At 36.5% G+C, this 18,981-nt stretch carries 15 protein-coding genes and 1 pseudogene; 6 read left to right on the forward strand and 10 right to left on the reverse strand.

Features of this window, described 5'->3' with window-relative positions:
* Positions 1 to 160: 160 nt before the first annotated feature.
* Together celB and ATZ35_RS04575 are read left to right on the forward strand one after the other, a co-directional pair.
* Positions 161 to 1,507 carry a PTS cellobiose transporter subunit IIC gene (celB, locus tag ATZ35_RS04570; protein ID WP_208929698.1) on the forward strand — a complete coding sequence of 449 codons (1,347 nt, stop codon included), beginning with the start codon at positions 161 to 163 and terminating at the stop codon, positions 1,505 to 1,507.
* Between the two features lie 182 nt (positions 1,508 to 1,689).
* Positions 1,690 to 1,785: a type I toxin-antitoxin system Fst family toxin gene (locus ATZ35_RS04575; RefSeq protein ID WP_208929699.1), complete on the forward strand. Its 96-nt coding sequence runs from the start codon at positions 1,690 to 1,692 to the stop codon at positions 1,783 to 1,785.
* Positions 1,786 to 1,994: 209 nt separating this feature from the next.
* Here ATZ35_RS04575 and ATZ35_RS04580 read toward each other — a convergent pair whose 3' ends face one another.
* The 3 genes from ATZ35_RS04580 to ATZ35_RS04590 form a co-directional block, all read right to left on the reverse strand.
* Positions 1,995 to 2,951, reverse strand: a complete 957-nt coding sequence (locus tag ATZ35_RS04580; RefSeq protein ID WP_244148214.1) for an RnfABCDGE type electron transport complex subunit D — start codon at positions 2,949 to 2,951, stop codon at positions 1,995 to 1,997.
* Complete coding sequence (gene rsxC / locus ATZ35_RS04585) at positions 2,951 to 4,240, reverse strand: electron transport complex subunit RsxC (RefSeq protein WP_208929700.1); 1,290 nt, start codon at positions 4,238 to 4,240, stop codon at positions 2,951 to 2,953. The genes ATZ35_RS04580 and rsxC overlap by 1 nt, the downstream gene beginning before the upstream one ends.
* 441 nt (positions 4,241 to 4,681) lie before the next feature.
* Positions 4,682 to 5,653 (reverse strand): ribose-phosphate diphosphokinase, encoded by a 972-nt coding sequence (locus ATZ35_RS04590; RefSeq protein WP_086445462.1) that lies wholly within the window; start codon positions 5,651 to 5,653, stop codon positions 4,682 to 4,684.
* A gap of 438 nt (positions 5,654 to 6,091) precedes the next feature.
* Here ATZ35_RS04590 and ATZ35_RS04595 point away from each other — a divergent pair, with 438 nt between their 5' ends.
* Complete coding sequence (locus ATZ35_RS04595) at positions 6,092 to 9,850, forward strand: 5'-nucleotidase C-terminal domain-containing protein (RefSeq protein ID WP_208929701.1); 3,759 nt, start codon at positions 6,092 to 6,094, stop codon at positions 9,848 to 9,850.
* Between the two features lie 185 nt (positions 9,851 to 10,035).
* Here ATZ35_RS04595 and glmU read toward each other — a convergent pair whose 3' ends face one another.
* Positions 10,036 to 11,418: a bifunctional UDP-N-acetylglucosamine diphosphorylase/glucosamine-1-phosphate N-acetyltransferase GlmU gene (glmU, locus tag ATZ35_RS04600; RefSeq protein WP_208929702.1), complete on the reverse strand. Its 1,383-nt coding sequence runs from the start codon at positions 11,416 to 11,418 to the stop codon at positions 10,036 to 10,038.
* A 317-nt stretch (positions 11,419 to 11,735) separates the two neighbouring features.
* Here glmU and ATZ35_RS04605 point away from each other — a divergent pair, with 317 nt between their 5' ends.
* The gene (locus ATZ35_RS04605; protein WP_208929703.1) at positions 11,736 to 12,383 is read left to right on the forward strand and encodes a FusB/FusC family EF-G-binding protein; all 648 of its coding nucleotides are present in this window, start codon (positions 11,736 to 11,738) and stop codon (positions 12,381 to 12,383) included.
* 163 nt (positions 12,384 to 12,546) lie between these two features.
* Here the strand turns inward: ATZ35_RS04605 and ATZ35_RS16920 are convergent, their stop codons facing one another.
* Entirely contained in the window at positions 12,547 to 12,711 is a 165-nt protein-coding gene (locus ATZ35_RS16920) for a putative holin-like toxin (RefSeq protein ID WP_208930427.1), read from the reverse strand.
* 224 nt (positions 12,712 to 12,935) lie between these two features.
* Positions 12,936 to 13,154 (reverse strand): hypothetical protein, encoded by a 219-nt coding sequence (locus ATZ35_RS04615; RefSeq protein WP_208929704.1) that lies wholly within the window; start codon positions 13,152 to 13,154, stop codon positions 12,936 to 12,938.
* Between ATZ35_RS04615 and ATZ35_RS04620 the strand changes: the two genes are divergently transcribed.
* On the forward strand, positions 13,153 to 13,248 hold the full coding sequence (locus ATZ35_RS04620) for a type I toxin-antitoxin system Fst family toxin (protein ID WP_208929705.1): 96 nt from the start codon (positions 13,153 to 13,155) through the stop codon (positions 13,246 to 13,248). The genes ATZ35_RS04615 and ATZ35_RS04620 overlap by 2 nt on opposite strands.
* 626 nt (positions 13,249 to 13,874) lie before the next feature.
* Here the strand turns inward: ATZ35_RS04620 and ATZ35_RS04625 are convergent.
* From ATZ35_RS04625 to ATZ35_RS04635, 3 genes are all read right to left on the reverse strand, one after another.
* The gene (locus tag ATZ35_RS04625; RefSeq protein ID WP_208929706.1) at positions 13,875 to 15,323 is read right to left on the reverse strand and encodes a glycoside hydrolase family 32 protein; all 1,449 of its coding nucleotides are present in this window, start codon (positions 15,321 to 15,323) and stop codon (positions 13,875 to 13,877) included.
* A gap of 26 nt (positions 15,324 to 15,349) precedes the next feature.
* A complete protein-coding gene (locus tag ATZ35_RS04630) occupies positions 15,350 to 16,786 on the reverse strand; it encodes a PTS transporter subunit EIIC (protein WP_069638981.1) in 1,437 nt (478 codons plus the stop codon).
* Positions 16,787 to 16,903: 117 nt separating this feature from the next.
* Entirely contained in the window at positions 16,904 to 17,896 is a 993-nt protein-coding gene (locus ATZ35_RS04635) for a LacI family DNA-binding transcriptional regulator (protein ID WP_208929707.1), read from the reverse strand.
* 337 nt (positions 17,897 to 18,233) lie between these two features.
* Here ATZ35_RS04635 and ATZ35_RS16780 point away from each other — a divergent pair.
* Positions 18,234 to 18,547 (forward strand): annotated as a pseudogene (locus ATZ35_RS16780) (IS3 family transposase); the annotation flags it as partial.
* Positions 18,548 to 18,648: 101 nt separating this feature from the next.
* Here the strand turns inward: ATZ35_RS16780 and ATZ35_RS04645 are convergent.
* Complete coding sequence (locus tag ATZ35_RS04645; RefSeq protein ID WP_208929709.1) at positions 18,649 to 18,903, reverse strand: hypothetical protein; 255 nt, start codon at positions 18,901 to 18,903, stop codon at positions 18,649 to 18,651.
* Between the last annotated feature and the right edge of the window lie 78 nt (positions 18,904 to 18,981).

Raw genomic sequence — 18,981 nt, forward strand, 5'->3', positions numbered from 1 at the left:
TCATAGACTCAAGGAGAAAACGACATAGCCTCTCAATCCAGTAATTATATTATCTCAAATTTATTGAGTTAATACCTAATGAAAAATAACAATGGTTCATAAGGTTATCCACTAAAATCGGAAGATTAAAACCTTAAATATAATATACAAGGAGAACTAAGTGAATAAAGTATTTACATTTTTAGAAACAAAATTAATGCCGCCTTTGAATAAAGTTGCGAATTTGCGCTTTATTCGAGCGATTATGCAGGCTGGGATCGTTACGGTGCCTTTTACAATTGTTGGCTCGATTTTTCTGATCATCAATAATTTGCCGCAAATCATTCCACCATTAGCACCTTTTTTTGAGAATACGATTTTGAAATTTGCACCGATTTATAGTGTGGCTACCACGATGTCGATTGGGTCGATCGCCATTTTTTACTGTTTAGCAACGGCTTATTATTTAACCGATATTTACCGAAAAGAAGAAAGTGATGGGCTAAGTAGTTTTGTTGGAGCGATTTTAGGGTTGTTTGCCTTTTTAATGACCATTGTGCAAACAGATATCGTCGATGGCGGTGCCCAGCTGCTTCAATCGGAAAGTGAAACATCGATTGTTTATAATGGAATCGCACTTGGTGGTTGGGTGACTCGCTTTAGTGGTGTAGGGATTTTTATTGGGATCATTACAGCTGTGATTGCTACTCAAATTTACCGTTGGTGTGTGAAAAAAAATATTACGATCCGAATGCCTGAAGGGGTTCCTGATGGTGTAAGTAAAGCTTTTGCTTCATTGATTCCTGCTATTTTTATCGCCTTTGTGATGTTATTTATCAATACAATTTTAGCGGTATTCCATACCGATTTACATGGATTATTATCAAAACCATTTGAGTTCGTTAAAGATTTAACGGGTTCTTGGTTGGGAATCATTGTGATTATGCTATTGATCCATCTGCTATGGGCTGTTGGGGTTCATGGAACAGCCGTGATCAAGAATAGTTTTATCAATCCAATTTTATTAGTAGCTTTGACAGAAAATATTGATGGCGGATCAAATATTTTCGCTGGCGATTTTGTCAATATGTATATCTTTATTGGTGGTGCAGGCAGTACGTTGGGGTTGGTTTTGTTGATGATTTTTGTGGCAAAATCTGATCAGCTAAAAGTTCTGGGTAAAGCAGCTATCTTACCTGGTTTGTTTAATATTAATGAGCCTGTGATTTTCGGAGCACCGATCGTTTATAATCCTTATTTGATCATTCCGTTTATTGTAACGCCTTTGATCAATGTGACGATTGCTTATTTTGCTTCTTCTCTTGGATTAGTGAATAAGGTGATTACTGGAATTCCTTGGATTTCACCTGTGGGAATTGGAGCGTTTCTTGGAACTGGTGGCGATTTTAAAGCTGTATTGATTGCCCTGATTAATTTAGCGGTTTCGATTATTTGTTACTATCCATTTTTCAAGATGTATGATGGAAAATTGTACGGTGAACAGATGGCCGCATTGGAGAAGGATTAATAGAAAAAAGCTAGTGGATCTGTCAAGTGATCTACTAGCTTTTTTTCTGTACGTTCAAATTGTTCCAGTAAGATGGACAATAATCGAATTTACTTTCTAAAAAAACATAAGTCTATTCCGTAGTTTTTACTTCACATGCTATAATTTTGTCGGCAACTTGCCCCAAAAGGGGGTGAGGGTTGTTGGATAAATTGGTATCATTAGTTATTGCGCCTATTTTTGTAGGTTTAGTGATTCAACTAATTTCTCATTGGTTAGATGAAAAAGACAATGACTAAAACAAGTTGCCTATCTAACCCACACATTTGAAATCATAACAAATGTAAAGAAAAACCACTCTACCAAGAATAGAGTGGTTTTTGTGTATCGTTGGAAAAACTGGTATCGTTTTGTAACATAATTATAGCAAAAATCATCGTAAAAATCAATCTGATTGGATATAAGATTTATTTATAAGCAGGGCTATCATATGTCATATCTTATTTTACTAGCTTTCACCATAAATCCGTGACACCGTGTACTTATTGATCACAGGTACCAACAAATTCATTACTAAAATCGCGACCCCGATTCCTCCAGGTAAATCCATACTAATCCGCAAAGTTGCTGCTAGTACACCGCAGCCAAGCGCAAATATATACTTCCCTTTATCCGTCAACGGTGAAGTCGTATAATCCGTCACCATAAAGACCGCCGCAAAAATCAACGCTCCACTTAACAAATGAGCACTCGCAAAGGCAAAATTAAATGAACTATATAATAAAATTGCCCCATAAAATGAAGCCATTGTAATAACTGGCACCAACGGATTGATAATCTTTCGCGCAATCAAATAACTCGCTGATAAAAGCAAAGCAAACTTGCACGTCTCACCAATTGGGCCACCTAACCCAAACCCCATAAACAACTCAACGAAATCAGGTGTTGTTGGTGAAATTTCTCTTGCAAAGTTCCCTAAATCAACTAATGGTGTCGCGGTTGCCACAGCATCCGGTTGCGGTGTGACCCAATTCGTGATCCACGGTGAAAAGAATAATTTTAACAACACTCGAGCTGCTACAGCTGGATTCAACCAGTTTCGACCAATTCCACCTGTCAGTTGTTTTACTACAATGATCGCAATGAAATCACCAATAAGTAACGTCCATAAAGGTGCAGTAACAGGTAATGTCAACGCTAATAGCCAACCTGTGATCACGGCACTATAATCATTGATCGTTCCTTTCTTCCAAACGATTTTTTGAAAAATAAACTCAAGGCTGATACATGCAATGATGCTCACCAACACCATGACGAGCGACCACCAACCAAAAAAGTAAGTTGCGGCAACCGTTGGAAATACCAATGCAATCATCACTTGTTGCATGATCCACTGAGATGTCCATTTTTCTCTAATATGAGGCCCCATAAATGGCCCTGTACTTGTATATTCTGTGTTTATCATCAGCGACTCCCCAATACTCTCTGCTTTGCTGCTCGAATATCACCTAAAATATCGATTTTTGACGGACAAATATACGAACAGGCACCACAATCGATACAATTCAGTACGCCCAAGCGGTTCGTTTCCTCGATATCTCCTGCTCGATAAGCGTTACTGATCGAAATAGGCTGTAAATTAACGGGGCAAGCGTTGACACATTCTGAACAGCGAATACAATTTTGCTCTTCAGGTATTTTCGCTTCTTCTCGAGTCAATCCAAGGATCAAAGAAGTTGTTTTGGTTACTGGTTCATCTAGACTTTGGATCACTTTTCCCATCATTGGACCGCCATTGATCATTTTCATCGGGCTTTCAATAAAACCGCCACACGCTTCAATTACGTGCTCGATTGGCGTACCAATTCTGACACGTAGATTTTGAGGGTGCTTGATTGGGGTACCAGAAACCGTTACTACACGATCGATTAATGGGCGATTTTCTTTCAATGCATGAAACGTTGCTAACACCGTAGAAACATTCATGATCCCTGTATTTAAATCAATCGGTAATTTCCCAACTGGCAATTCTCTGCCCAAGACAGCTTTGATCACGATCTTTTCCCCTCCTTGAGGGTAATGATTCGGTAAAATAGCTAATTTGATGTGCTTGTCATCGATTTTTTCTTTTAGTTTTTGAATCGCCTCTTCTGATGAACGTTCGATTGCTATCACACATTGCTTGATGGAACAGCTTGTTTGAATGAGGCGGATTCCTTCGATAAACTCATTGAGTTCTTCGATAATGATTCGTCGATCAGCCGTGACAAAAGGTTCGCACTCCGCTGCATTTATGATTAAGGTTTCTATTTGTTGGTGTTCTTTTAAAAGAAATTTTACATCTGTCGGAAAACCAGCTCCGCCCATGCCAACGATTCCGTTATTTTTAATTGTTTCTACTATGTTTTCGCTAATTAAATGAGGTACTTCATATGTATCTTGAAAATCATTTTTGATGATCACAACGGATACTTCGCTATTTCCAATGGTTCTTTCTTCGATTTTTTCAACGGTTCCAGAAACTGAACTATGTATATTGGCTGAAATCAAGCCGTCTTTTTCTCCGATCAGTGTTCCAATTTTCACTTTTTGCCCAGTGGATACAACGATTTTTGCTGGTTTACCGATGTGCATATTCATTGGTAAAATAATCTGTTTAGGCGCACTTAGGACACTGATTGTTTCCAACTTGGTCAGCCATTTGTTTTTGGGAACCATAACACCGCCGAGTTTTTTTTTGATTCTTAAGATCATCTATTTTCCTACTTTCTACTCTACTTTTTTTGCCTACCTGTATATAAAAAAGTAATAGACTAATGCAATTGCGACTACAACTAATTGAAGTGTTAACCCCCAAAGTTCATATCTTTCTCTTCTCATCTTATCTCCTAACTATTTTTATGATTAAATTCAGTGTATCAAGTTGCTTTTCTTTTGATCTGCTATTTTTTTCCACTAAATGACGAAAATTGAACTTGCTATTGCTCAGACAAATCAATGATTTCTGTTTCTCTCAATAAATAAATAGAGTGAACCGTTTTCTTATTCTATTTATTATTCCATGTATTCGTTCACTTAAAATCAAAACCAATATTTTCCTGTTAACTTCCTATTTTGGCAACTTATAGACGAAAAAAAACAAACACTATTTTGATAAACAAAAATAATGTTTGTTTTTTTAATTGTCACTCCAGCTTATTTGCGTTTTGTTTCAAACAATGGACTAACTGGTTTATTTTCATGAATACGTTTGATGGCATCACCGATTAATTCGCCAACACTGATTTCATCTATTTTATCGATTTTACGATCATCAGATAGATAGATAGAATCTGTCACAACTAAACGTTTGATAGCAGAGTCTTCAATACGTTGTAATGCAGGTCCTGATAAAACTGGGTGTGTACATGACGCATAAACTTCTTTTGCACCCGCTTCTTGTAACGCATTAGCTGCTAATGAAATTGTTCCTGCTGTATCGATCATGTCATCGATCAAGACACAGATTTTGCCTTCTACGTGCCCAATAATATTCATCACTTCTGCAACATTTGCTTTTGGACGGCGTTTGTCGATGATTGCGATAGGTGATTTCAAGTATTCCGCAAGTTTACGGGCACGTGTCACACCACCATGGTCAGGAGAAACAACGACAACGTCATCGCCTTGAATGCCATGTTCCATAAAGTAATCTGCAATCAATGGAGCGCCCATCAAGTGATCGACTGGAATATCGAAGAATCCTTGAATTTGAACGGCATGTAGATCTAATGTCAACATTCTAGTTGCTCCTGCTTTTTCAAGCATATTTGCTACAAGTTTCGCTGTGATCGGTTCACGAGCACGGGCTTTACGGTCTTGACGTGCATAACCGTAATAAGGCATTACAACGTTGATTGTTTTTGCACTAGCACGTTTTAAGGCATCGATCATGATCAATAATTCCATCAAATTATCATTGACTGGACTGCTTGTTGATTGGATGACATAGACGTGAGAACCACGAATACTTTCTTCAATATTTACTTGAATTTCACCATCACTGAATTGAGTGACAGAAGATTTTCCTAATTCGACACCGACAGCTGCAGCGATTTTTTCTGCTAATGGACGATTCGAGTTAAGAGAAAAGATTTTCAATCTAGGATCAAAATAATGTTTTGACATGAGGACCTCCACTTTCTTGTACTGAACAATAGTTTCCTTATAAATAGTAGTCACTTTTTCAAAATAAATCAAGTGATTTTGGGGCATTCCTCCAAAATAATACAATTTTCTAATAAAAATGCACAACTCTGGACACGAAAAAAACGAGTAACATTAAAATATGGTGATTTTGTCATTTTCTTTTTAAAAAATAGCGTATTTTCTAATGACAAGGTTAAAAATATATATTACTATTTAGGAGGTTAATAAAAATGAAAGCGCATTATTATTCTTTTACGAACCGCTAAGGAACTAAAAAGTACGTATTATCTAGCTTCATGAGCGTCGGTCTCATGGAAAAGATAAAAACTGACTGAACAAAACACACTTCAATCAGTTTCCATTATTTTCCACCGATACTAAACAGCTCATTCAGCTTATAATTTGAGGAGGAATTTTGTGAAAAAGTCTGTTTTGAAAAAAGTACAACTTGGGTTACAAGTATTGATGGTTTCCACCTTATTAGCAAGCACTAGCGCCGCAACTGCATTCGCAATCGAGCAACAAACCTCAGAAACAACACAACCAGAATCTACTGTTTCAAGCGCAACACCGGATGAACAAAAGACCACTACTCCAATCAATAAAGAAGAAACTGCACAGCGACTTACCATTTTAGGAACCTCAGATGTCCACGGTCAGCTATGGAACTGGTCATATGAGGATGATAAACAAACTCCCGTTGGATTGTCTCAGGTCAGCTCTGTCGTGAATAACATTCGTGCAGAAAATCCTAATGGCACGATTCTAATCGATAATGGCGATATGAACCAAGGAACGATTTTAACGGATGACCTTTACAACAAAGCACCTTTGATCGAGAAACCAAATCCAATGATCAAAGCAATGAACTACATGAAATATGATGCCATGGTTTTGGGGAACCATGAATTCAATTTTGGCTTGGATTTAATCAAAAAACTTGATACTGAAGCCGCATTTCCAATCTTATCTGCAAACACTTATGTTAAAGACTCCGGAAGCCGCTTTGTTGGCGGAACCACAAAAAAAGCGATTGATCTAGATAACGATGGCGAGACTGATTTAACTGTCGGTATCATCGGTTTAACCACACCACAAATTCCTTTATGGGATGGTGCAAAAGTTGACAGTCTTTCCTTTATTCCTTTGAAAGAAGAAGCAGAAAAAGCCGTTGCAGAGCTAAAAGACGATGCGGATATCATTGTTGCTTCGATCCATGCGGGGCGTGAAAACTCTGATCCAGCTGCAAGTGCTGATCAAGTCATCACGAATGTCGCTGGTATCGATGCGTATATTTTAGGCCATGATCACCGTTCTTTCGCAGAAAAAATCCAAGGACCAAATGGGCTTGTTCCAGTAGCTGGACCTAAAGATACTGGAACAGAAATGATCAAAATCGACCTTGATCTCGAAAAAACTGGAGACAAATGGCACGTCAAAAACAGTGTTCCCGCCATCATAAGTACTAAAACTGTCCCAGCAGATGAAACATTAAAAGCTGAAACAAAAGAATACCATGATAAAACGAGAGAATTTATCTCAGAAAAAATTGGAACAGCGACTGGTGACTTTTTACCGCCTGAAGAAGTAAAAGGAATTCCTGAAGCGCAACTGCGTCCGACTGCGATGATTTCTCTGATCAACAATGTTCAACGAAAAGCAACAGGTGCACAGCTTGCGGCCTCTGCTCTCTTTAAAGCAGATAGTAAATTAAACGCAGGAGATATCTCATACTCAAACATCTTTGATATTTATAAATACCCTAATACACTAGTCAGTGTCAATATCACCGGGGAAAACCTTTTAACGTACATGGAAAATCAAGCGGATTATTACAACACACCTAGTCCAGATGACTTAACCATCAGCTTTAACGAAAAAATCCGTGTGTACAACTATGATATCTTTTCTGGGATTTCTTACAAAATCGATATCTCTAAACCACATGGGCAACGTATAATCAATCCAACGATCGACGGAAAACCAGTTGACCCAACTGCAAATTATAGCATTGCTATGAACAATTATCGTTATGAAGGATTATTAACACAAGGTCTCGTGACGGAAGAACCCATCAAATCCACTGATCCAGAAACACTTCGCGGTTTGATCGCTGATTATATCCGTGAAAAACAAACCATTGACCCAACAGTAGAAATTGAAAATAACTGGGAAGTGATTGGCTATCATTTCAATAAAAACTGGCGTGATCTCGCTGTTAAACTAGTGAATGATGGTACCTTACAAACACAACCTGCTGCAGATGGTCGGACACCTAACGTCAAACCAATCACGAAACAAGATGTTCTCGATGCTCGCTTCTCACCAGAATCCATTACGATCATGCATACAAACGATGTTCACGGCCGCTTAGAAGGCAACGGCAAGGATGTTTTAGGCATGGCTCGATTAAAAACGTACAAAGATTTAGTACAACCTGACCTTTTGATTGATGCAGGAGATGTTTTCCAAGGTTTGCCGATTTCCAATTTCTCTAAAGGAATGGATATGGCAGCTGTCATGAATGAAGTGGGCTACGATGCGATGGCTGTTGGCAACCATGAATTTGACTTTGGATTTGATACGGCCATGGAATATAAGAACAAACTAAACTTTCCAATCTTATCCAACAACACATTTAAAGATGGAAAATTGGTCTTTGAACCTTACACAATCGTTGAAAAAACTGGGAAGAAATACGCAATTATTGGGGTAACGACACCAGAAACAGCAACTAAAACTCACCCAAACAATGTAAAAGGTGTGACGTTTGCCGATCCAATCGCTGAAACGAAAAAAGCAATCAACACAATCAAAGATTCTGGTGAAGCGGTTACTGCTTATGTTGTAACAGGTCATTTAGGCATCGACGAAACCACACCACATGAATGGCGTGGCGATACATTGGCTGAAACATTAAGTAAAGAATATCCTGATTTGAATATCACTGTTCTAGATGGCCATTCACATACAGCTGTAGATGGCGGCAAACAGTTTGGAAACGTCATGTATACCCAAACAGGGAATTACTTGAATAATGTCGGTTTAGTAGATGTTGACTTAACAGACCTTAGCAAAAAAACAGCTTCCTTAACACCAGCAGAATCTTTAGCTAGCTTAGAGGAAAATCCTGCAGTCAAAGCATTAGTTGATCAAGCTAAAGCTAATTTTGAAGAGTGGGGATCAGAGGTTGTGATTGAAAACAATCCTTATCAATTCAATGGAGAACGCGATAATGTACGAACGAGAGAAACCAATTTAGGGAATTTGATTGGAGATGCCATGTGGACTTATGGACAACACGGCTTTAAAAACCAAACTGATTTCGCTGTTACAAATGGTGGGGGTATCCGAGCAAATATTGAACCTGGCAAAGTAACGTTAGGTGATGTTATTGCCGTCATGCCATTCGGAAATAGTATCTCTCAAATCAGTGTTACAGGTAGCCAAGTCAAGGATATGTTTGAATTATCCCTTCGCTCTATGGCTCAAAAAGACGAAAATGGCAAGATCATATTAGATGACTTTAATCAGCCTAAACTTGGTGCAAATGGCGGTTTCCTTCATGTTTCCAGCACGATTCGTGTACACTATGATTCAACTAAAAAAGGGTCTTTACTGCCAGCAGACGAAGGCAATGGGACAGATAAAACCATCGTTGGAGAACGAGTACTGCAAATTGAAGTTCAAGACCGCACAACTGGAAAATTCGCGCCAATCGATGAAAAAGCAACCTATTATATGGCGACAAACGACTTCTTGGCAGCTGGCGGCGATGGCTACGATATGCTAGGCGGCGAGCGTGAAGAAGGCCCTTCTTTAGACACAGTCTTGATCAATCATCTAAAACAAGGTACAAACCTTCGCTTATATGATGCTGCTACAAATATTGACTTATCACAATACAAAGAAGCCTTTCCAGGCGAACGGATCGTTTCCATTTCAGAAGCTGAGTTCAATAAGAAAAACAAACCCGAACCTGTACCAAATCCTGATCCAAAAGATCCAGATAAAACAAAACCGAATGAGTTAAAACCAGCAAAACCTAGTGATAAAACAGTGAATTACCCGAAAATGGGTGAAAAAATTGTTACCTACGGTGGTTTAGGTATCCTTATCATTGGTCTTTCTGGTTACAGTTTCTATGAATATAATCGTAAACGGAAAATAGGATAACTAAAAAAAGAGCGTGGGACAAAACTTAAAAAAAGTTTTGTTTCGCGCTCTAAATCCGAATAAACGGCGAGAAAAAAGCAGCTCCTTCGGAAATAAGCTGAAATTCACAAAAATTTGAAAAGCAATTTCCGTGAATTCCCTCTTATTTCTCGGAGCTAAACGCTTTTGTCTCGGCCTCTTTTTTCTTATTTCTCGTTATTCATATAAGGCATGTTTTTCCCATAGCCTTCTTTATTCACTTGTCTTGCACGAGCAATCGCTAAGTCAAACTCTGCTACATCATCTGTAATGGTTGAACCTGCTGCGATAACTGAATTCGCGGCAACATTCACAGGGGCGATCAAGTTTGTCGCTGATCCAATAAACGCGTGATCGCCAATGCTCGTCCGATGTTTGTCTTTACCATCATAGTTCACAAAAACTACACCGCAGCCAACATTGATATTTTTACCTAAGTCAGCGTCCCCAACATAAGTCAGATGACCAACTTTAGTATCTTCTGCCACCGTTGCATTTTTGATTTCCACAAAGTTACCAACGTGAACACGTTCGCCGATTTCAGCTTTTGGACGAATATGAGCAAATGGGCCTACGTCTGCATCTTTGCGAATAATACTTTCTTCGACAACAGATTGGGTGATTTTCACATTATCTTCAATTACACTATCAACGATTTCAGAATGGGCACCGATGAAACAATCAGCCCCGATGACTGTTTTCCCTTTTAAATGAACACCGGCTTCAATCACTGTATCTGAACCAATCACAACGCCTTCGTCAATATACGTTGAATCAGAATCAACGAATGAGACACCATTTTTCATATGCATCGTATTTAAACGACGGTGCATGATTTTATTCGCCTCAGCTAAGGCCACACGATCATTGATTCCCATCGCTTCTTCAAAGTCAGCCATTTGATAGGCCGCGACAGTTTTACCTTCTTTTTTAAGGATCTCAATAATATCTGTTAAATAATATTCGCCTTGGGCATTGTTGGTATTGATTTTAGATAAAGCATTGAATAACGCCTCGTTATCAAAACAAAATGTCCCAGTATTGATTTCTTGAACACGAGCTTCTTGTTCAGATGCATCTTTTTGCTCCACGATTTTTTCAACGATGCCCACATGATCACGAATGATACGACCGTATCCAGTTGGATCTTCCGCATGCGCTGTTAAAATCGTCGCACTGGCGTTTTTACCTTGGTGGTAATCAAAAAGGTTCGCTAATGTTTCAGAAGTCAAAAGCGGTGTATCTCCTGTGATAACAAGAGTCGTTCCTTTTTTGCCTGCCAAATGCGATTCTGCTTGCAACACAGCGTGTCCTGTTCCTAATTGTTCTGCTTGTAAAGCATATTGGCTACGCTCACCTAAATGGCTTTTGATTGCTTCTGCACCATGACCTACGACCGTGACAACTTCACTTGGATTCGTTTTTTCCACTTGATCCATGATGTGCTCTACCATTGGTTTTCCAGCGACAGGGTGCAACACTTTATAAAGTTTTGATTTCATACGTGTTCCTTTACCGGCAGCGAGGATGATGACATATCTGTTTTCCAATTGCTTCACTCCTAAGATTTGTTTTATTTTCAATAGTTTATTTCGAATTAAAATAGCGCCATGTTTTAGTTTAGCTTACTCTTTATGGTTTTTCAACTGAACCAATTGCTTTTTTGCTATACCAATTTATAAATTTGAGGATTTGCGTTATAATAAAGGAAAATTATGTTAGCGGGGTGATAATATGATACCAATTCAAAAACACGTATCTCGATCAAAAGCCCATTCAGGTTTGACATAATAAAGTGCTTTGGTTGTTGAAGGATTGCCTTTACGCAAAGTACTTTATCACTTGAATGATAGAGAGGAAATCCATTATGAATAAACAAATACAACCATATCAATTTAATTTTATTAGAAAGCAAGCCAATATTTTGCTACAAGCTCATTTATCTGTAAATGATAAAAATACAATCAAAACACTGCAAGCGATCGTTCTTGAGAAAATCAATGAACAGTTTGGCGCAGATAAAGATCAGTTACAGCCTTTATTAGAAGGATTTTTAGAAGCTGCGACTTCTAAGCCTAGACTGGAACACTATTTGGAAGGGTTAAAAGAAGCGGTTATTCCGTTTGATCCGCCTTCAAAACAACGGCTGACAAAGCTCTTTAAAAAGACCAAGAAATTGAAAATTCCAGAATGGGAAACAATGGATTTGAGAGATTATACCTTTTACAGTTGGAATGATAGTGGAAAACAACAAAAATTTATTATCGCTTCAATCGATGGGCAACTAGTCGGCGTTTCCGGAACGATTGCTCCTACGACTCAAAAAGGCATCTGCCCTATTTGTCATGAAACGTCAGAAGTTGCGATGTTTCTGTCTAAGGTGAAAGAATCTGGTGATGGTATGTACACAAAGCGTGGGAATTATATTTGCTATGATAGTGAGAAATGTAACCATAATATTGAGCGTAGAGAAGAGTTAGAAGCGTTCGTTCAGAATGTGAAGTTTATGAAATAAAAAAATGCAGATAAACATAGTTTTATTGAAAGATGAAGCAAGCACCTATTTATACTTAAGTACTTTTGTTTTAATATACTTTTCATGTACAATAATAATGAAAAGAGAAATATATCTTAGTGTATCTCTCGTGTAGAACCGTTTAAGAGGGTAGCGATTTTAATTACAAATTAGTAACCGTTATTTCGCCAAAGATATGAGCGGTTACTTTTGTTGTCGTTTGTAAGCTATCTATAATCAAACTAATCAAAGCAATGATAAAAATACTAAAATTTATAATCAATTGAATTGTGTCTAATGCTGATAAGAGGCTTTCTCCTTTACTAATTTATTAGTACCACTTGATTCAATACATTTTTCTTCATGAATTACATACTACCTTCTCCTTCGGTTACTAAACATTTTTGACAACTGTACCATTTTGTTTTTAAATCGGTATACTACTCCACGTATATTCATCACTATATTGAACTAACACGAGCTCATGTATATCTTTTGTAGTTATATTAGGCACTTTTTACAAATTAAGTATTTCTTTGAAATCTGTTAAATTTAGTTTGTCCAGTAGTTGACTATATATGAAATCACATTTCCATCAATGCCTTCTGCTTCAATTCTTATTGAGGTTCGTTCATTATCTTTATCATATCTGATAACCACTTCAGTATTTTCTTCAGAGTTTCCCTGACCACTTAAAATGTATTTTTCTTTCTTTAAATTAGACGTACAATTACATGTGGCAACTGACAGAAATGTGATAACTGCTCTCATGTACGAAATTTTTATGTTGATTACTGCACCACTTTTTGTGGCTCTGGTAACAAAACTAGTCGATCATTGGTTATCTGATCAGGTTGGTAATTAAAGCGGTTGCCTACTAAACGTACTAGCCGTCCATCCAGTGTACAAGAAAGATCCTACCTCGCTATAGGAGACTTGCATGTGCTAATTTTCAGGTATTAAATTGGCACAATTTTGATCATTGAAAATAATTGACCCTTCCGTTGATGTCAGTAAAGAAACCAACAATTTAAGAAAGGCACTTTCTCCACTCCAGATGGTCCAGTGATTGTTGTATATCTGCTTTTTTCAAATGATGTAGTGATATCGTTTAGAATTAATTGTTCTTCCTGTTGAAAAGATAGATTTCAGTTTTTAACAAGATTGATCATTCCTTTTGATTGTTATTAAGAACCTATTCCCATTATTTAATTATTTTTTCTTCCTTATTATCTTGTTAGTCAGTCAACGCTTCTCATAAGACTATTTTGCGCGCCTTGAATTAAGTTGTTAATCAAATAAATTCATTTTTTTTGCAATTCTTTACCGAAATAAGCAGATACTCCCATCCTTCTTATATACCTCCTAGACAAATTTAATTTCTGCTGAAAACAAGAACAGAGTATAAAAATGTTACGTATATAAAAAATCGCACAAAAAAATCTATACGCATCTTGACTAAATCTATCAAGATGCGTATAGAGATCTATATTATTCAAAATATGCCCACGTAGCTTCCGTTTCTTTCGAAAACAAAATAGTGGTTTGTTCTGATTCTAAGAATACCCTAAAACTAAAAACACGTTCTCCTTCGTTTAAATACAGTTCTATAAAACTATTATCAACAAACACATCCACTGTGATGTTATTTGCTAATTCAGCAATTTCACATGTTCGTTTCATACCATATTCGGTATCAATTTTTTTAGCTAAATGGCTACGATCAATCGTTACTGTTTCTTTTTTTTCATCTAAATTCAATTGCCAAAAATCATCTTTTGTACCAAAGTAAATAGTCGAATCTTGTTCTTTGTTCAATTCAAATTGAAGATGATAATACGGGGATTCTAAATTAAGTAGTTCAGTGACCATTGTTTGTTTATTGGTAAACTGTTTTTGTAATTCTTGTGACGGAAAACGCCTAAATTTTCCATTTATTAATTTCATCTCTTGTGCAGTTGTCAATCCATGTTTCCAACCCTCAGTATCAATTGGATACACTTGCTCACCACAACCAAACCAGCCAAAAGTTAACGGCAACTGATTCTTTCCATAAAATGATTGTGGGGCATAATAATCAAAACCAGCATCCAACTCATCCACGTGCTCTAATTCAAACGTTCTTTTTTCAACATCCAATTGTCCTACTAAATAAATTGAGGAAAAACGATTTTGGTAACGATACGTTTCTTTCTCATAGCCCATCGGTGATAAAAATAAAACATCTTTTCCATCAATCGTTACAAGGCTCGGACATTCTAACATATAACCTTTATCGATCGGTAAATCAATCGTTCCTTGATACGTCCAATCCAATAAATTAGTACTCTTATACAAAAGCAATTCACCAATGTCGCCAAAACCCGTTTGTTCTCCCTCCACAAAACGACCTCCACCAAGTAACATATAAAAAGAACCGTTACGCTCAAAAACAAAAGGATCTCTTAATTCTTGACTAAATCCTTTCGGTGCACCATCAATGATTGGATTCTTCGGATATTTAGTAATAGTTCCTTTTTTATCCATGATCGCCAAAGCTTGCTTCGCTAACTTCCCTGTATCTGTTTTATAGTTCGCTGTATAAAACAAATAGAGTTCGTCATTGTATTCAAATGCATTACCAGAATAAGCACCATTTTTTTCATATTCTTCATCAGGAATAAGAGCAAAACCTTCATCTTTGAATTTAACCAAGTCTTCAGAAGTAGCATGGCCCCAATGTTTCATTCCATGAAAAGAATCAAATGGAAACCATTGATAAAATACTTGATACTTGCCATTAAAATAGCTCAAACCATTTGGATCATTCATCAAGCCTGTCTTGGGGTATAAATGATACTTTGGGAGATAGGCGCTCTCGTTTATTTTTTCTTCTAATTGACTTAAATATTCTTGCCATTCCGTCGTATAAAATGTATATTTTTCAATTTTTTTACTCATCAATTGCTCTCAGACGTCCCTTCTTTTTATAAGGTACTACCTTTCCCTATTTCTGCTCCTTTTACCCCTTTAACTCGATTCCAAACAATCAAAATAATAATCGGTAAAATAAATGCCATTAAATTTCCGATGATATAAAAGATCAATCTAGGTGGGTATACGATCGTCAAACCTGGTAGACCTGTTAAAGCAAAACTTGTTGCTTTGACATCAAATATTTTCATAAAAGCACCACCGATCCCTGCTGAAAATGAAGCAGCAAGAAATGGAATGATCGAGTCACGTAAATTGACTGCAAAAATTGCTGGTTCTGAAATACCAAATAATGTTGGAACAAAGCTAGACATTGCTGTTTCACGACGCTTAGAATTTTTCTTTGCAAGGAAAAACATGCCCAATGCTGCTCCACCTTGTGCGATGATTGAAACGGACCATAATGGTTGAATGTAGTTGAATCCTGTGGCCACAACTAATTGCGCTTCAATGGCCTGGATCGCGTGTTGCGTGCCCGTTACAACAAGTGGCTGAAGCAATGCTGCAAAAACAAAGGCACCCACAAATCCTGTTTTGTTATATAGAATATCAATGATCCATCCTAATCCCGTGCCGATTGCATTACCGATTGGACCAAATACTAAGAATAAAGCAAGAGCAGAGAATAAAATCGTAACTGTCGGTACCAAAATAAAACTCAACGCTTGTGGTGTTTTTTTCTTCGCAAATGCTTCTGTTTTTGATAAGAACCATGCCGTTAAAATTGCTGGAAACACGCCGCCTTGGAACCCAACTTGTGGGATGGATAATCCAAATACATGCCAAGAGGATAGGGTATCATAATTGCCCAAGACAAAGTCATTACGATTCATCAAATCTGGTGTAATCATCACAAAACCTAACACTAAACCCAAGATCGGATTTCCACCAAATCGTTTGGTTGCTGAATACATGACTAAGACAGGAAGATAAGCAAATGTTGTCGCAATAACGCCTAGAAAACTAGCTAAATCTTGCGCCCAAAGCCATTCCTCCGCCATTGATCCGCCTAAAAAGCCAAATTGTGTCGTTAATAGTGACTTCAATCCTAAAATCATCGCCGCCCCAACAAAAGCTGGAATGATTGGAATGAATATATCAGAGAATACTTTAAATGCTTGTTGTAATTTATTCTGTTGCTTCGTTCCAGAGGCTTTTACATCTTGCAATGAAGCTTCCTTTATCCCTGAAACTTCTTGAAATGCAGCAAAAACCTTTTCTACTGTTCCTGTACCAAAAATAATTTGTAATTGTCCACTATTAAAAAATACTCCTTTAACGCCTTCGATATTTTCTAATGTTTCTTTATTATAATTATTACTATCATTCAATACTAAGCGTAAACGCGTAACGCAATGAGCAGCATTCGCTATATTTTCTTTTCCCCCGACACCTTCTAATACTTCTTCAGCAATTTTTTTATAATCCAAACTATTCATCTCCTTGATTGTTTTAGAAAAAACCATTTTTGGAACGTTCCATATATAATTATTATAATACTTGGAACGTTCCAAAAAAGCAAGGGCTTTCAAACAAAAAAATTGGATTTATTTTTCATCCAATTTTCTAGTCGTCTTAAATTCTGTAAACTTCACTGGTAATATATGTTTCTTTTGTATAGCTAAGCTATCATCAAATTCCACTAACTCTTTCACACTTAAACGAGCAATCTCACGCACATCCTGAGACATTGTTGAAATAGTCAATGACTGATTAGAAAAGCTTCTAGCACCATCGAAACCAACTAATTGTACATCTTCTGGAATCGACCACGGTAAATGTGCAAATGTATTAAAAACAAATTCTGCATATCGATCTGTTACAGTAAAAATCCCATCAAAAGGACAATTCTCTGAAAATTTTTCAGTTAGAAATAGATCTAGTCTTTTGGGAAAATCAATTGAGTTTCCTTTATCTAAATAAACTTCATATTCCAATTCATTATGAGTACAATAATCAATAAAACCATTCATTCGTTCAAAAATACCTAAATTATTGGGTAACTCTCTTAAAATTAACAGCAGTCGTTTTGATCCTCGTTTATGCAATTCTTCTGCTGCTTGTCTAGCCCCACCAAAATTGTCACTTGTTATAAATGGAATAGCACTATTAAAATAACGCTCAATTGAAACAATCGGTATGTTTGAAATAAGATAGGGTTCTATATCACTGTAGGAAATAGTCAAAATTCCTTTGACTTTCTGTTCTTGCGCCATTTTTATATAGTCTAACTCTAAATTATAATCATTTTGAGAATTACATAATAACATTTTAAAATTTTGAATTTGCAATTCTAACTGGATATAATAGGCCAATTCAGAAAAAAATGGCGTCCATATCGTTGGTAATATAAATACAATGATGTCACTTTCTTGTTTTTTTAATGATCTAGCCGCTTGATTTGGTATATAATTCAACTCTTCAATTGCTTTTTCTACTCTAGCAGCTAATTCTGGCTTGATTTTTACGTGATTGACATAATTGGATACAGTCCCTCTAGAGACGTTTGCTTTTTTTGCAACATCATTCATATTGACCATTTACCTTCACCTCACTAGATAGTATATCATAATAAAAAATGTGGCATAATTATTTTAAGCTGCTATTCATATTCATTTGTTTAGTTTTTTTGGTATTTTACTGAAGCTTGCCAGGTAATAGTGAAAATTGGAACTTGTTTAAACTTTAGAAGCTGTCGTTATGAAATACTTGCTTATTCAGGCAATTAAAAAAGGCGTATTTATCTAATTTAATAGACTATTGCGGAAGTTTACTTATTTGATATCTTTTAGGATATGTTTCTTGAAAACCAATAGGATAGCTAATTTCTATCTAACCAAAAGCTGAGTTAAACAAACCAATTATACTTGGCGCATTGCAATGAATCTAAAAAATGATTGTCCGTATCCGCTCGCTTTACACTCAGGTCAAGGTTGGGTGTATCAGATAAAAACTTATGTCATAAACTGAAGAAACAGAACATTTTTCAAAGTCTGTCTCGAAAGGACAACAGTCTAGATAATTCAATCATGGAGAACTTCTTTAGTCTTCTAAAACAAGAAATTTATCACGGGAAAACCTATTCTAGTTTTGAAGAACTAAAAACGGGAATGGACACTTATATCTATTATTACCACAATGAACGAATGAAACAGAAATCAGACTGGAAAAGCCTGTATAGTTTCGAATAACCGAAAATAAAGCAGTTTAATAACAAAAAAACGGAGTAGATTTCTCTACTCCGAAAAAGGTCTAACTTTTTATGGTCACTATACATGCCAGTAACTCTTTATTATTCAAAGGAATTAAAATATTCTCCAGCCTTTTCTAATTCTTTATCATCATACTTTTCATATTTCTTCGCTTCGTGAAGAATCTTTTTGATTTCATGAATTGCTTTTTTCTCTGCAAACCATTTTTTCATTTCATGTTTTTTGTCCACGTCTTCATCTAATGTGTCGATTTTTTCAAGATCAGTATCAAGCTTTTCTACAGTCACCACAATTTTTTCAAGAACTTTATCTTCTTTTTTTTCGTAATCTGTCATATTAAACTACCTACCTTTCTTTAATTAAGTCAATATTATCACATTTCTAGATTTTATGTTAGTAATTAATATCAGTAC

This window comes from Enterococcus rotai (assembly GCF_001465345.1).
Taxonomy (GTDB): Bacteria; Bacillota; Bacilli; order Lactobacillales; family Enterococcaceae; genus Enterococcus_L; species Enterococcus_L rotai.